This window comes from Paenibacillus thailandensis, from assembly GCF_042685365.1.
GTDB lineage: Bacteria > Bacillota > Bacilli > Paenibacillales > Paenibacillaceae > Paenibacillus_AP > Paenibacillus_AP thailandensis.
The window spans coordinates 25,232-39,328 of record NZ_JBHUMY010000009.1 but is presented as its reverse complement, the minus strand read 5'-3'; the positions used below and the strand labels follow the sequence as shown (position 1 = coordinate 39,328).

Below are 14,097 nucleotides of genomic sequence, written 5' to 3'. Positions count from 1 at the left end.
GTAGCTAGATGCCGCGTTCTATTGAGACAGCAATCGCGATGTTCGTCGCGCTAACGGCAATTTTACATTAAAATTGGCCGGTTTAAGCCGGAAAAGAACCGCTAACTGCGAATATGCGGTTAAAACGTTCCCGATCCGTTCTAAATCGCGTCAGGCAACCGTTTTAGCTGTATTTTTGCATGTAACCATCGACAGGACGGTTCAGCGGCATTTTTTAACTGCACTTTTACAGGGAGCGCAACCGGAACAGACTTGATGTAACATGCCGGCTGTCTTCGCCTTCATGGCTGCGGCCTTGGTCCTGAATTTCCTTCGGACCGAGGCCGTTTTAGTTTTGCTCAAGGACGGCAATTCGTCGTCCGCGGTCGAGCTGCTTGGCAAAGACCTCTCAGCCCTACCTGCCGCTGATCGTCAAGCAGGGGGAGTTGGCGGATGCCAATGCCATCAGCTCGACGACGTCCGGATTCGTCAGCGTGCTGAGCACGATTGCAGGCGGCGTGGTCTCGGCCTTGATCAGTCCTGTTCTGTGCTTCCTCATCAATTCCACGTCCTTTCTGTGGTCCGCCTGGCAGGCATTCCGCTTGGCGCCGCCGCTCCCTTGCGGGGTTTACTAAGCTGGCGGGGGTGCGCAAGCGGCATGTATCCGGCATGGCCCGGACGTTGGATGCAAAGGGGGGAAGCGTATGATTTTTTCATTTTATTAAAGCGTCTTGATGTCGGGATCAGCCTGGAAATTGTCGGTTTTTTGAATAAAATCCACTGATTTTCAAATAGCAAATGTAACGATCTTTTCTATAATAGAAGGGTGAAATTCCAGTTGGCTCCGAAAAGGGGCGAAGGGAGGGGCGGCAGAAGTTTTTTACGCTTTTTTGTAAGCGTATTCAAAGGACGGCATGCAACAATCGCAGCAGCATCGGATTTCATTCGCACAAGGAGGAATCGATAACATGACGAAAAACGGGAAGCCGGGAGGCAAAGCTTTGAAAAGGATGATGGCGGGAGCGCTGGCGGCCGCGGTAACGTTGTCAGGCGCCGCAGGGGCCGCGGCGGCCGGCGCGGAGCAAAGCGGGCAGGCGGCGGCTGTCGGAACGGGGAGCAAGCAAGCGGCAAAGAGCGGAGCGCGCGTGCAGCTCGAATATTTGGACCGGGGGCTGGTCGCCGCGACAACGTCCCAAGGCGTGTTTCTCAGCTGGCGGCTGCTGTCCCACGAGGTTACGGGCAGCTCCGGTCAAGGGTTGACCGGTCCGGCCTTTAACGTGTACCGCGACGGGACCAAAATCGCAACCGTGACGGACAGCACGAACTATTTGGACAAGGAAGGCTTCTCAAGCTCCAGCTACTACGTAGCCGCGGTGACGGGCGGAACGGAGACGGACCATAGCGCTTCGGTCAAGCCGTGGGCGAATGCGTACTACGATTTGAAGCTGAACAAGCCGGCGGACGGCGTCACGCCGAAAGGCGAAGCGTATACGTATTCGGCCAACGACATGAGCGTGGGCGACGCAGACGGCGACGGGCGGTACGAGTTTTTCGTCAAATGGGATCCGTCGAACTCGAAGGACGTCTCGCAACGAGGATACACCGGCAACACCTACATCGATTGCTACACGTTTGACGGCACGCTGCTGTACCGGATCGACCTCGGCGTCAACATACGCTCCGGCGCGCATTACACGCAGTTTCTCGTGTACGACTTCGACGGGGACGGCAAGGCGGAGCTGATGTTCAAGACCGCGCCGGGAACGAAGGTGCTGAAGTACGGCATGGACGGCAAAGTCGAATCGGAAAGCTATATTACGATGCCGAAGGAAGACATTGCCGCGGGCTACAGCAACGAAGACGATTACCGGTTAAGCGCCGCGGATTACTACGATCATGTCGTGGACATGTTTATGGGCTGGCATGACCGCCAGGAAGTGAAGGACGGCATCTGGCCGGCAACGCTGGAGGAATGCTTCGGCATCGAGCCGAAGTACGAATATCCGCTGTCGCTGGAGGACGCGAGAAGCTTGGCGGACTACTTTATGGACGTGTATGCGCCAAGCCGGAGCGGCAATAACAAGCTGCGCGAATTCGAAGGCTTTATATTGGACGGACCGGAATATTTGACGGTATTCGAAGGGGCGACCGGCCAGGAGCTGGAAACGATCCGTTACAAGCCGGGCCGCGAGGACGACGGCCTCAAGTGGGGCGACTACGCGATGGCCCGCATCGAGCCGGGCAACCGGGTGGACCGCTTCCTAGCCGGTGTCGCTTATTTGGATGGCAGCAAGCCTTACGCCGTATTCGCCCGAGGTTACTATACGCGCTCGACGCTTGTTTCTTATGCATGGGACGGAGAGCATCTGCGCGAGAACTGGTACGTCGACAGCGGCTGGACGCCGATGACGAATCCGTTCAACGACGGCCCGCATGGGCGCAACGGCACCGATCCGGAATTCGGCATCTTGACGACGCAAGGCGCGCATTCGTTAAGCGCGGCGGACGTCGACGGCGACGGCAAGCAGGAAATCGTCTACGGCTCGGCAACGATCGACGACGACGGCAGCCTGCTGTACAGCTCGATGGACACGATGCCGCCGGAGTCCGCGACGCCGGGCGAAACGGCAAGGCTCGGGCACGGCGACGCGCTGCACGTGACGGACATCGACCCGAATCGTCCGGGACTCGAAATCTTTATGGTGCATGAGGGCGGCCGGTATGCGCCGTACGGCTACTCGCTGCGCGACGGGAAAACCGGCGAAGTCATCTACGGCGGCTATACCGGCAAAGACACGGGACGCGGCATGATCGGCGACGTCGACGCTACGAAGCCCGGCCTCGAAACATGGGCGGTCGGCCTATGGACGGCGGGAGGCGAAAAGCTCGGCACGACAGCCCCCGGTACGAATATGAGTATTAAATGGGCGGCGGATATGACGACTCAGATTGTGAACGGCGCCATTGACGTTACCCCGACGATCGAGGATTGGACGAGGGGGACGCTGCTGACCGCGGAAGGAACCCGGACCAACAATTATACGAAGGGCAATCCTTCGCTCGTAGCCGACGTGTTCGGCGACTGGAGGGAGGAACTGCTCGTCCGGACGGCGGACAGCAGCGCAATCCGCATTTACCTGAGCACCGAAGTGACGGACCGCAAGCTGTATACGCTCATGCACGATCCGCAATACCGGGCCGAGGTCGCCCGTCAAAATACCGGTTATAATCAGCCGTCGTATACAAGCTTTTATTTCGCGTCCGATACGGATTGGGCGAACGTTCCGGTTCCGGCGGCCGAGCTGCCGGGCCTCATGGGCGCGCTGCAAAGCAAGCTGGATGCATATACGGCTGACGGCAGCGTAAGCGGGCCGGTCGCGGCTCAGCTCGACAACGCTTTGGAGCAGGCGCGGCATCATATCGGGAAAGGCTCGGCGGACAAGGCCGCCGAATTCATCGGGAAGTTTCTGACGCAGCTGGAGAAGCGCTCCGACAAGGATTCCGTCTCGCCGGAAGCGGACAAAAACTTGTCCTCCATGGCACGCCTGCTGCTGGAGCAGTGGCAATAAAGCGTTACGGCGCTATATCAGCCATAACGCAAGCTTTGCAAGGCAAGCCCGCAAAAAAGGGGCCGGCCCGTCACGCCGCATGAGCGGCGATCGGGTCGGCCCCTTCCGTTAAGCCCGTCCCTCCATTAAAATGCCGGAACGATGGCTCCTTTGTATTGTTCCTCGATAAACGTTTTGACTTCCTCGCTGTTGAGCGCCTTCGCCAGCTTCTGGATCGCTTCCGAATCTTTGTTGTCCGGACGAGCGACGAGAATGTTCGCGTAAGGGGAATCTTTGCTTTCGATGAACAGAGCGTCTTCCGTCGGATTCAGGTCCGCTTCCAGCGCATAGTTGGTGTTGATGACCGCAAGGTCCACTTCATCCAGCACGCGCGGCAGCGTAGCGGCTTCAAGCTCTTTGAATTTCAGGTTTTTCGCATTTTCGACGATGTCTTGCACGGTGGCGCTGACGCCGACGCCTTCCTTCAGCTTGATCAGTCCGTTGTTCGCGAGCAGAATAAGCGCGCGGCCGCCGTTCGTTACGTCGTTCGGGATCGCGACGGTCGCTCCGTCCTTCAGCTCGTCAACCGATTTGATTTTGTTGGAATAAGCGCCCATCGGCTCGACGTGAACGTTCGTCACTTTCACCAGATCGTAGCTGCGTTCCGTGTTGAAATCGTTCAGATAAGGCTCATGCTGGAAAAAGTTAGCGTCAAGCTGCTTTTCGTACAATTGAACGTTCGGCTGCACGTAATCGGTAAACTCTTTTACGACCAGGTTTACGCCTTCGGCGGCAAGCGCGTCTTTAATATGGTTCAAAATTTCGGCGTGCGGCGTAGGCGAAGCGCCGACCGTCAGCGTGACGGTTTCAGCGGTAGCGCCTGCGCCGGCGTTGCCCGCATCCGCGCCCGCGTTGTTTTTGTTGCCGCATGCCGCAAGGGCAATGACCAGCAGCGAAAGGGTAAGGATCGAAAACCATTTTTTCATGAGCGTGATTCCTCCTAAAATGCTAAATGTTTGATGCAGCAAGACTTTCTTGTTCCATCGTCAAGAACAAAACTTGCATTTATTTCCGGCTGATTCGCCGGACGATCCAATCGCCGAGCAGCTGCAGCAGCTGGACCAAAATAATAAGCAGGATGACCGTGACGATCATGACGTCGGTCTGGAAACGGTTGTACCCGTAACGGATCGCGAGGTCGCCAAGCCCGCCGCCTCCGATGACGCCCGACATGGCGGTGTACGAGACGAGCGTGACGGCGGTAACCGTCATGGCCGCGACGAGGCCCGGACGGGCTTCCCGCAGCAGCACGCGCCGCACGATGTCCCACTTGGACGCGCCCATCGCCTGAGCGGCTTCGATAATGCCGCGGTCCACTTCGCGCAGCGCCGTCTCGACCAGACGGGCGAAGAACGGAGCGGCGCCGATGACGAGCGGCGGAATCGTTCCTTCCACGCCGATCGTGGTGCCCGCGACGATTTTCGTAAACGGCATGACGGCGATCATCAGAATGATGAACGGCACGGACCGCAAGATGTTGACGATCAGCGACAAGACCGAATAAACGGCCGGCATGTAAAGCAGCTGGCGGTTGGACGTAAGAAACAGCAGCACGCCGATAATAAGGCCGATGATAATGGTAAAAATAAGCGAGAATACCATCATGGACAACGTGTCCTGCGTCGCCTGCCAAATTTCGCTCCATACGACGTTTTCGAAATTCCAGTCCATCTAGCCGATCACCTCCGCATCCAAGCCGCTTCGGCGCAGCGAATCGATGACGGATTCGATGTCCGGACCGTTTCCGCTCAGCTCGACGATAAGCTGTCCGTAAGGCGTATGCTTCATCCGGGCGACGGTTCCTTCCAGAATGGCGCATTGAACGCCGGTGCCCTTCAGCGCTTCAAAAAGGACGGGCTCGTACGTTTGCTCCCCGACAAAATGGAGCCGGACCAGCTTGCCTCCCGCGCGGCGGGCGACCGGTACGGCGCCGGAAGGATCGGCGAGCTCGTTGACGAATTGGCGCGTAACCGGATGGCTTGGCCGCAAAAAGACGTTCAGCACCGTGTCCATCTCGACGATGCGCCCGCCGTCCATAACCGCAACCCGGTCGCAGATCGAACGGATGACCTGCATCTCGTGCGTGATAAGCACGATCGTAAGCCCCAGCTTCTCGTTAATATCCATCAGCAAGCTGAGGATGGCGTTGGTCGTCTGCGGATCAAGCGCGGACGTCGCCTCGTCGCACAGCAGCACCTCGGGATCGGCGGCCAGCGCCCGGGCGATGCCGACGCGCTGCTTCTGCCCGCCCGACAGCTGGGCCGGATATTTGTTGCCGTGCTCCTCCAGCCCGACCAGCGACAGCAGCTCGTCGACGCGGGCGTTGATGGCGGTTTTCTTCATCCCGGCCAAGCGAAGCGGGAATGCGATATTGTCGCGGACCGAGGCGCTGGACAGCAGATTAAAATGCTGAAAGATCATCCCGATCTTTCTTCTTTGCCGCTGCAGCTCTTTCCCGCCGAGCTTGGTCAGCTCGGTGCCCCCGACCGTAACGCTGCCGGAAGTCGGCCTCTCAAGCAGATTGATGCAGCGGATCAGCGTGCTTTTGCCCGCTCCGGAATGCCCGATAATGCCGAATATTTCGCCTTTCTCGACATGGAGCGTAATGTCGCGCACGGCGTCCACCGTTTGGCCTCGGCTGCGATAGGTTTTGGTGATATTTTGCAATGCAATCAACCTTTATCATCCTCCTGAACCATCACCAGCCTACCCGACTCAAAACGTGACCGCCAAACAAATCCAACTAAGTTAATTGGTATTATAGAATTTAGCGTTTGTTTTGTCTATAGGGTAGGCTAAACATATTTCATCTTCCGCTGTCGTTAAGCGGAAATATAGGACTGCCAAAGTCTTTATTTTATCACAAGTTTACGGACAAGTCTTCGTATTGTATATAATTTCCGATAATGCGTCCGCAATTATTCGGATCAATCGGAAACGCCGGTTTTTGTCCAAAGAAAAAGCCCGGGAACAGAACCGCTTCGCGGTACCGTCCTCAGGCTTCGGTTTTTGCAGCCGACGCTTAAACGGTTTTCAACCCGTCGAGCGCTTGCTCCGCCGGCACATAGTCATACCCGAGCGCTTTCGCCACGGCTTCGTGCGTAATACGGCCGCCGATCGCGTTGGCTCCGCTCTTAAGCGCGGGGCTTGCCAGGATCGCCTTGCGGGAGCCGAGCTTGGCGAGCTGCAGCGCGTAAGGCAGCGTCGCGTTCGTGAGCCCGAGCGTCGAGGTGCGGGGGACGGCGCCGGGCATGTTCGCGACGGCGTAATGGACGACGCCGTGCTTCATGTACGTCGGGTCGTCGTGCGTCGTCGTATGGTCGATCGTCTCCACGATGCCGCCCTGGTCGACGGCGACGTCTACGATGACCGAGCCTTTCCGCATCGAGCGGACCATCTCCTCCGTCACGAGCTTCGGCGCTTTGGCTCCCGGAATAAGGACCGCTCCGATGAGCAAATCGGTGTCCGCCGCCGCTTCGGCGATCGTTGCCGGAGAGGAAGCGAGCGTATGGATCTGGCGGCCGAACAGATCGTCGAGCTGACGCAGACGGGGCAGGCTGGAATCGATAATCGTCACGTCGGCGCCCATGCCGACGGCGATTTTGGCGGCGTTCGTTCCGACCACGCCGCCGCCGATGATCGTGACCCGCGCACGCGGCACGCCCGGAATGCCGGACAGCAATATGCCTTTGCCGCCGTTCGGCTTCTCCAGCAGCTGCGCCCCGACCTGCACGGCCATCCGTCCGGCAACCTCGCTCATCGGCGTCAGCAGCGGCAGCGCGCCGCCTTCCGCGACAGTTTCGTAGGCGATGGCGGTTATGCCCGAATCAATCAGCGCCTTCGTGAGCTTCGGCTCCGCCGCCAGATGCAAATACGCAAAAAGCGTCAGATCGCTTCGGAAATAGCGGTATTCGCCTGCGACGGGCTCCTTGACCTTCATAATCATCTCGGAGCGCGCCCATACCTCCTCCGCTTTCGGAACAATAACCGCGCCGGCATCCGCATACTCCGTATCGTAGAAGCCGCTGCCTCCTCCCGCTCCGGCCTCCACATAGACGGTATGGCCTTGCAGAATCAGCGTTTTGGCTCCGGCCGGCGTAAGGGCGACGCGGTTTTCGTTGTTTTTCACTTCGGCGGGTACTCCAATAATCATGCCTTCCACCTCGTTTCGAACGGTTCGAATAAATCGGCATAAACCTCTTGTCTCTATCGTAGCTCGCGTCAGGTTTTGTGACAGCATACGTTTTGTATACCCTTTTTCCGAAAAAAAGGACGTTTTGTTCCAAAGAAACGGACACCTCCGTCTTCTTTATTCAAGATCGGGGACAAACCGTTTTGCAGTGCAAAAAAGAGCCGTTTCTATACAATCCAAGCGGAGATTCAAGCGTATTTTACAGATGCAAAGTGCGGCCAATGTGAAGGAGAGGCAGGCATCCAAGCCGTGTTGTCGCCGCTTTTTGTTATTTATTATTTGAAGGAGATTGCATCTATCATACATATTCATTTAATAAAGGGGAGAAATCATGCAAGCCGAGGATCTCTTGACCCTTACATTGATGTCAGGGATTATAATGAGATTATTTCAAGCAGGAAAGGAGAAAGAACCGTTATGGAAATTACTCCGCAAGAAGAAAGCATGATTAAGGCTCTTCGCGAGGCTGCATTACCTCCTTTATTTGTGCTCATAAGAATTAGAAACGATATTTCCAATGACACTGTAAATGTCGAAGAGAGCCGAAGAGCTGACGTCGTACAAACATTAGAAAAATATATCCGCCCTCTATGGGACGACTATCATGAGGGGAATTCAAAAGCCAAGTAAAGCCCTTTTTTTGAGCTGCGGCCTTTCGCTGCGGCTCTTTTTTATGTGTCGTTGTAGGGAGAATTGACTTGGTCATACAGTTTCAAGAAACCAATAACCGGCATTGGTGGTATGATAAAATCAGCTCGAGAATTAACTGTTCCGAACGGTCGATTTATTCAACGATTCATACCTTGCCCGAACGAAGACGCGGATTCTACGCGTACCGACCGACTATATGATAGGGGCAGAGAGGTGGTAACGGATGAACCGTCACACGGACTTGCATATTAAGGATCTGCTGCAGCGTCCCGTCTTCCGGCGGGCGAAATGGGCGGCGGGCATAAGCGGCGGCGACCGCGTCGTCAAGTGGGTCCACATTCTCGAAATTACAAACATCGCTCCGTTTGTCAGCAAACACGACCTGATCCTTTCGACGGGGCTGTGGATGAAGCAGGACCGCCGTGAGCGGCTCGGCTATCTGGAGCAGCTGATCCGGCAGGAAGCGGCGGGGTTGTGCGTGGAGCTCGGCACCAGCATCGACGCCATCCCCGAAGACGTCATCGCGGAAGCGGAACGGCACGGCTTTCCGCTGATCGTGTTCGAGCAGCCGGTCCGTTTCGTCGAGATTACGCAGGACATCCACGGGCTGCTCATTAACCGGCAGCACCGGCAGCTTCAATATTTGGAGCAATTCTCGCGCAAGTTCCAGCAGCTGACGCTGCAAACGACGGACATTTACGCGTGTCTGCGCCTGCTGCATGAATTTACAGGCAAGCAAACGGCGTATTTCTCGCAGGCGGAAACGCACAAGTTTTACCCGCGCGTGCAAGCGGAGCAAGCCGGTTCGCTTACGTCGCTGTTCCGCAAACGGCTGGAGGGAATGGCGGACGACAAGGAGCCGTTTGCCGTCGATGCCGATTCCGGCGGGACGGGCATGCAGATCCATCCGGTTATCTGCTTCAACCAAACGCTGGGGCATCTTGCTCTCGTGCAGACCGGCCGCGAGGACCAAACGGAAACGCAAGCGCTAATTCTCGATATCGCCGCCAAGGCGGTCGCCACGATGCTCATGCGAACGATGTTTATTGAGGAAAGGCGGCTGATCGGCCAAAGCCAGCTTATCCGCGAGCTGATCGAACGGAGAATCGACGAAGAAGAGCAGGCGCTCGCGCGCATGGGGCTGCGCAAGACGCGCATGTCCGCTTATTATTTCATCGGCGGGATGCTTGAGATCCGCTACGGCAGCGAGGAAGTGCGGCAGGAGCAGATGGAGGCGGACTACCAGGATATGGCCGTGTCGCTGCGGGCGCTTCTGCGGAAGCACGGGCTGTACAGCCTTATTGCGGTTAACGAGGGCAGAATATATCTGTTATGCGCAAAAGAACAAATTCATAGCGATTCCTTGGCCGCCATGAAGCAGTCGCTCCGCCGGATCGTCGAAGAACTGAAGAAAGCGCCGGAGGAAGGGGAGAAAGGCGTCGCGCTCGACGCCGGCTTCGGCAAACCGCAAGGCCGTCTGGTCGAGACGTACCGGAGCTTCCGGGAAGCGGAGCAGACGCTGGAGGTGACTAGAGCGGTTCCGCAGATGAAAGACGAGCTGTTCTATGACCGGCTCGGGTTATACCAGCTGCTGATGGCCGTGCCCGACCGCTCGTTGCTCGATTCCTACGCGAACGAGCAGCTCAGCCTGCTGCAGGCAAGCGATCCGGACGGACAGCTGCAGCTGCTTCATACGCTGGACGTCTACCTCGACTGCCGGGGCTCCAAGCAGGAGACGGCGGACCGCCTCTACATTCACCGCCAGACGTTGTACAAACGGCTGGAGAAGCTGAACGAGCTGCTCGGCGACTTCCTGGAGCCGCACAAACGGCGCAGCCTGGAGCTCGCTTTGCTCGCATATAAGCTGCGCGGCGGCAGCTTCTGACGGGAAGATGGGGCTTGGCCGTTTATTCGGGGATATCCCGCCCCGCCTGCAATGGAGAGGGACAACCGAACCTGAGTGTGAGTCTTACCCGCGAGGAACTAAAGAATTTTATAGATTTGTTTAGTATGGGAGTATGGTAGCCTGGCAGCTGAATGGCTTGGAATTGATCGGCGGAAAAGCGGGCAGATTTTTTAGCGTGAAAGCAAGGGGGATCTTTTAAGCGAGTGTCCGGATGTCCGCCGTACTATCGATGTTTTCCGGGTTACTGCAGAACCCGCCGGCATACATCTTTTACGGAAAAAAAGCTGGTGAGGGCACCAGCTTTTTGCTTTACCGATTCGTTGCCTCGAACGCCTCCGCCGCCGCCGCTAGATAATAGGCCAGCCCGGTTTGCTGATCTTCGAGCATCTTAAGATGAAAGTCGTCGGTTAGAAAAAATCGGGTCTGCGCCGCAAAATCCTCAGCCGATACTTTATGCCCGTGCTTATTCATAAATTCAAGATGGGATCGGATCAACTCTACTATCGTCTCATCGATATGCTTTAGGCCTTCTCTTAAGGCTCTTGCCATCTCATTCATGAATGTCATGGCTTCAACCGCCTGTTCGTTTAACTCCTGAACATCCCCCGGGGTAACTACAACAGGTTCTACTCCATATGTTTCCTTTAAATATTGGTTTTGCCTGGCTAGCGCTTCGTTCCACTCCTCCGCGTTCTCAAAGCCTCTGAACATTTCTTTAGGATCCATAGTTTTCCCCTCCTGCATGCTTGCAATGGATTTACGCAAGGTTTGAGCGATTCTATCCAGTCTATGTTGGCGACTATGAATTAGCTCCTCCTGCCGTGCAAGAATAGACAGACGGTCCGATCGATGGTCCATCATGTCCTTGATTTGATCCAAGGGGAAATCCAATTCTTTGAAAAATAGTATCTCCTGCAAACGTTCCAGCTCTTTCTCCCCGTACAGCCGGTATCCGGCTTCGCTTACCTTGCTCGGCAGGAGAAGACCGATCCTGTGATAATGATGAAGCGTTTTGACGGTAACATGGGAAAGCTCCGACACTTCTTTTACCGTGTATAACATTGCGCTGCCTCCTTTCCTTACGTAGCTTAAAGTCTTCCCTAAGAGGAGAGTCAAGACGAAACTTTTTTCGGGAAATCGCTTGACCCTTCCCCTGCAGGAGGCCGTATGATGGCAGTCGACTAAACGACTTAGGGAGGAATCCGTAGTGTCAGAATCCGTTCGACTGCTTCGAAACGGCTTTATTCGGGCCGTTATGATTTCAACATTGTTTTCGCAAATGGGGATTTGGGTTCGTAATTTTTCTGTCCTCTTGTATGTAATGGAGGTTACGGGCGGAGATTCGTTTGCCGTATCCATGATTTCGGTTGCGGAATATGCGCCGATTTTTATTTTTTCTTTTCTCGGCGGCGTCTTTGCTGATCGATGGCGGCCGAAAAAAACGATGGTTTGGTGCGAGTGTTTAAGTTCATTATCCGTATTTATTGTCTTTGCTCTGTTGGAAAACGGAACATGGCAGGCCGTTTTTTTCGCGACCTTGTGCTCGTCCATTTTATCACAGTTTGCGCAGCCTTCCGGCATGAAGCTCTTTAAGAACCATGTACGCGATGAAGATGCGCAGTCCTGTATGTCCTTGCTGCAGACGTTAACTTCCGTCTTTATGGTTGCGGGGCCGATGCTGGGGACGTTCGTGTATGAGCAATTTGGAATTGAAGCTTCCCTATTGGCGACGGGCGCTTGCTTTCTTCTATCCGCTTTGGCCTTGGTTTTCGTCCCGTCCGGTCAAGAGCCGCCAAAAAGTCGGGAGAGCCATTCGATATTTCGCGAGATGACGGAGGGAATCCGTTATATGTTCGCCGACCGGTTACTCTTGAAGCTCAGCCTATGCTTCGCGTTGGCGGGACTGGGAGTCGGGCTCATTGCGCCGCTTCATATCTTCCTGGTTACGGAACGGCTGGACTTGCCTGCGGAGGCTTTGAAATGGATCAGCATACCGTATGGCATCGGTGAGATTGCCGGAGGAATCGCAACTTTCGCTCTCGCGGCTAGAATCGCCCCGCGGCGATTTCTCGTGGTCGGCTTGCTTGTCAACGGAGCCGGGATCATGCTCGCCGGGCTGTCTACCGCGGTCTGGCTGACGATGGCGGCGCAATTCGTCATTGCCCTTCTGCAGCCGGCTATTTTTGTCGGGAATAACGCCTTGGTCATGCAGCATACCGGCCCAAATTATATCGGTCGGGTAATGGGAATCCGAACTCCGCTGATGACGGGAGCGATGCTCCTTGGAATGAGCGCTGCGGGCGCGTTGAAAATTGCGCTTTCTCTTACGGTTGTATACGTATTAGCCGGATGTTGTTTTATTGCGGGAATTCTAATTATGCTTCCGTTTTTCCGAAGCAAAGGCGAATGGGAGCAGTCGGAGGCATAACGGATTAAGTTTAGTTTAAATTATTATAAAAACCCGTTGGATTATTCTAAAGACCGGAGCCGCTCCGGTCTTTAATATTGTAAGCGGATACAACGAATTCAAATGACCGTTAAGAGAGGGGCGTACAAACGATGAAAAAAGGATTGGCTCTACTTATGATCGGCATGCTGGTCTTCGTCCTTGCCGCATGCGGCGGCAACGCGGGAGGAGGCAGCGCCGGCGGCGCAGGCGAAACCGGCGGCAACAGCTCTGCCGCGGGCGAATCGGCAAGCGGCGGCGGGGACAAAGGGCTGGTCGGCATCGCGATGCCGACGAAATCGTCGGAGCGCTGGGTCGCGGACGGCGACAACATGAAGAAGGAATTCGAAGCGCTTGGCTATTCGGTTGATCTGCAATATGCGGAAGACGTGGTCGAAAACCAGGTTTCCCAGATCGAAAACATGATTACGAAAGGCGCCAAGGTGCTCGTGATCGCTTCGATCGACGGCGAGTCGCTGACGGACGTTCTCGACAAGGCGGCGCAGCAGAACATTTCGGTTATCGCTTACGACCGGCTCATTAAGAAAACCGAGCATGTCAGCTACTACGCTACCTTCGACAACTTCAAGGTCGGCGTGCTCCAAGCTTCGTATATCGAACAGAAGCTTGGCCTGAAGGAAGGCAAAGGCCCGTTCAACATCGAGCTGTTCGCCGGCTCGCCGGACGACAACAACGCCTACTTCTTCTTCGACGGCGCGATGTCCGTGCTGAAGCCTTACATCGACAGCGGCAAGCTGGTCGTGAAGAGCGGCCAGACGTCCATGGAGCAAGTCGCTACGCTTCGCTGGGACGGCGCGACGGCGCAGGCGCGGATGGATAACCTGCTCAGCGCGTTTTACGCGGACGCGAATGTCGACGCGGTTCTGTCCCCGTACGACGGCATTTCCATCGGCATTATCTCTTCGCTGAAAGGCGTAGGCTACGGCTCCGGCGACAAGAAGATGCCGGTCATTACCGGTCAGGATGCGGAGCTGGCTTCGATCAAATCGATTATTGCCGGCGAGCAAACGTCCACGATTTTCAAAGATACGCGCGAGCTGGCGAAGAAGGCGGTCGCGATGGCGGAAGCGGTGCTGCAAGGCAAGGAAGCGGAAGTCAACGATACGGAAACGTACGACAACGGCGTCAAGGTCGTGCCGTCTTACCTGCTGGAGCCGGTATCCGTCGATGCGACGAACTATAAAGAGGTGCTGGTCGATTCGGGCTACTATACGGAAGATCAGTTGAAATAACGCAGCCCTCGACTTAAGTTAATGTTACATCCGCGAAACGGAATTCCGCCATTCAAAGACGG

General features: G+C 55.8%; 11 protein-coding genes. 5 read left to right on the top strand and 6 right to left on the bottom strand.

Translation table 11 applies throughout. The annotated features are described in order from the left end of the window. Window positions 1–394 precede the first annotated feature (394 nt). Complete coding sequence (locus tag ACFSW5_RS10060) at window positions 395–538, bottom strand: hypothetical protein (protein ID WP_379272197.1); 144 nt, start codon at window positions 536–538, stop codon at window positions 395–397. 409 nt (window positions 539–947) lie between these two features. On the opposite strand from ACFSW5_RS10060, the gene ACFSW5_RS10055 reads away from it, so the two are divergent. Continuing rightward, on the top strand, window positions 948–3,548 hold the full coding sequence (locus ACFSW5_RS10055) for a rhamnogalacturonan lyase (protein WP_379272195.1): 2,601 nt from the start codon (window positions 948–950) through the stop codon (window positions 3,546–3,548). Window positions 3,549–3,673: 125 nt separating this feature from the next. On the opposite strand, the gene ACFSW5_RS10050 is transcribed toward ACFSW5_RS10055, so the two are convergent. The 4 genes from ACFSW5_RS10050 to ald all read right to left on the bottom strand — a co-directional run bounded on the left by ACFSW5_RS10050 (window position 3,674) and on the right by ald (window position 7,740). Beyond that, window positions 3,674–4,513 (bottom strand): MetQ/NlpA family ABC transporter substrate-binding protein, encoded by an 840-nt coding sequence (locus ACFSW5_RS10050; protein ID WP_379272193.1) that lies wholly within the window; start codon window positions 4,511–4,513, stop codon window positions 3,674–3,676. Between the two features lie 79 nt (window positions 4,514–4,592). Beyond that, window positions 4,593–5,258, bottom strand: coding sequence for a methionine ABC transporter permease (locus ACFSW5_RS10045; RefSeq protein WP_379272189.1), 666 nt, complete (start codon window positions 5,256–5,258; stop codon window positions 4,593–4,595). Further along, complete coding sequence (locus ACFSW5_RS10040; RefSeq protein WP_379272187.1) at window positions 5,259–6,263, bottom strand: methionine ABC transporter ATP-binding protein; 1,005 nt, start codon at window positions 6,261–6,263, stop codon at window positions 5,259–5,261. Window positions 6,264–6,609: 346 nt separating this feature from the next. After that, window positions 6,610–7,740 (bottom strand): alanine dehydrogenase, encoded by a 1,131-nt coding sequence (gene ald, locus ACFSW5_RS10035; RefSeq protein ID WP_379272184.1) that lies wholly within the window; start codon window positions 7,738–7,740, stop codon window positions 6,610–6,612. 456 nt (window positions 7,741–8,196) lie between these two features. On the opposite strand from ald, the gene ACFSW5_RS10030 reads away from it, so the two are divergent. Together ACFSW5_RS10030 and ACFSW5_RS10025 are read left to right on the top strand one after the other, a co-directional pair. Next, window positions 8,197–8,409 (top strand): hypothetical protein, encoded by a 213-nt coding sequence (locus ACFSW5_RS10030; protein ID WP_379272182.1) that lies wholly within the window; start codon window positions 8,197–8,199, stop codon window positions 8,407–8,409. A 244-nt stretch (window positions 8,410–8,653) separates the two neighbouring features. Then, complete coding sequence (locus ACFSW5_RS10025; RefSeq protein WP_379272180.1) at window positions 8,654–10,315, top strand: PucR family transcriptional regulator; 1,662 nt, start codon at window positions 8,654–8,656, stop codon at window positions 10,313–10,315. Window positions 10,316–10,645: 330 nt separating this feature from the next. Here the strand turns inward: ACFSW5_RS10025 and ACFSW5_RS10020 are convergent, their stop codons facing one another. Next, the gene (locus tag ACFSW5_RS10020; RefSeq protein WP_379272178.1) at window positions 10,646–11,398 is read right to left on the bottom strand and encodes a MerR family transcriptional regulator; all 753 of its coding nucleotides are present in this window, start codon (window positions 11,396–11,398) and stop codon (window positions 10,646–10,648) included. Between the two features lie 145 nt (window positions 11,399–11,543). Between ACFSW5_RS10020 and ACFSW5_RS10015 the strand changes: the two genes are divergently transcribed. Beyond that, on the top strand, window positions 11,544–12,764 hold the full coding sequence (locus ACFSW5_RS10015) for an MFS transporter (RefSeq protein ID WP_379272176.1): 1,221 nt from the start codon (window positions 11,544–11,546) through the stop codon (window positions 12,762–12,764). Window positions 12,765–12,895: 131 nt separating this feature from the next. Beyond that, a complete protein-coding gene (chvE, locus tag ACFSW5_RS10010; RefSeq protein ID WP_379272173.1) occupies window positions 12,896–14,035 on the top strand; it encodes a multiple monosaccharide ABC transporter substrate-binding protein in 1,140 nt (379 codons plus the stop codon). Window positions 14,036–14,097 lie beyond the last annotated feature (62 nt).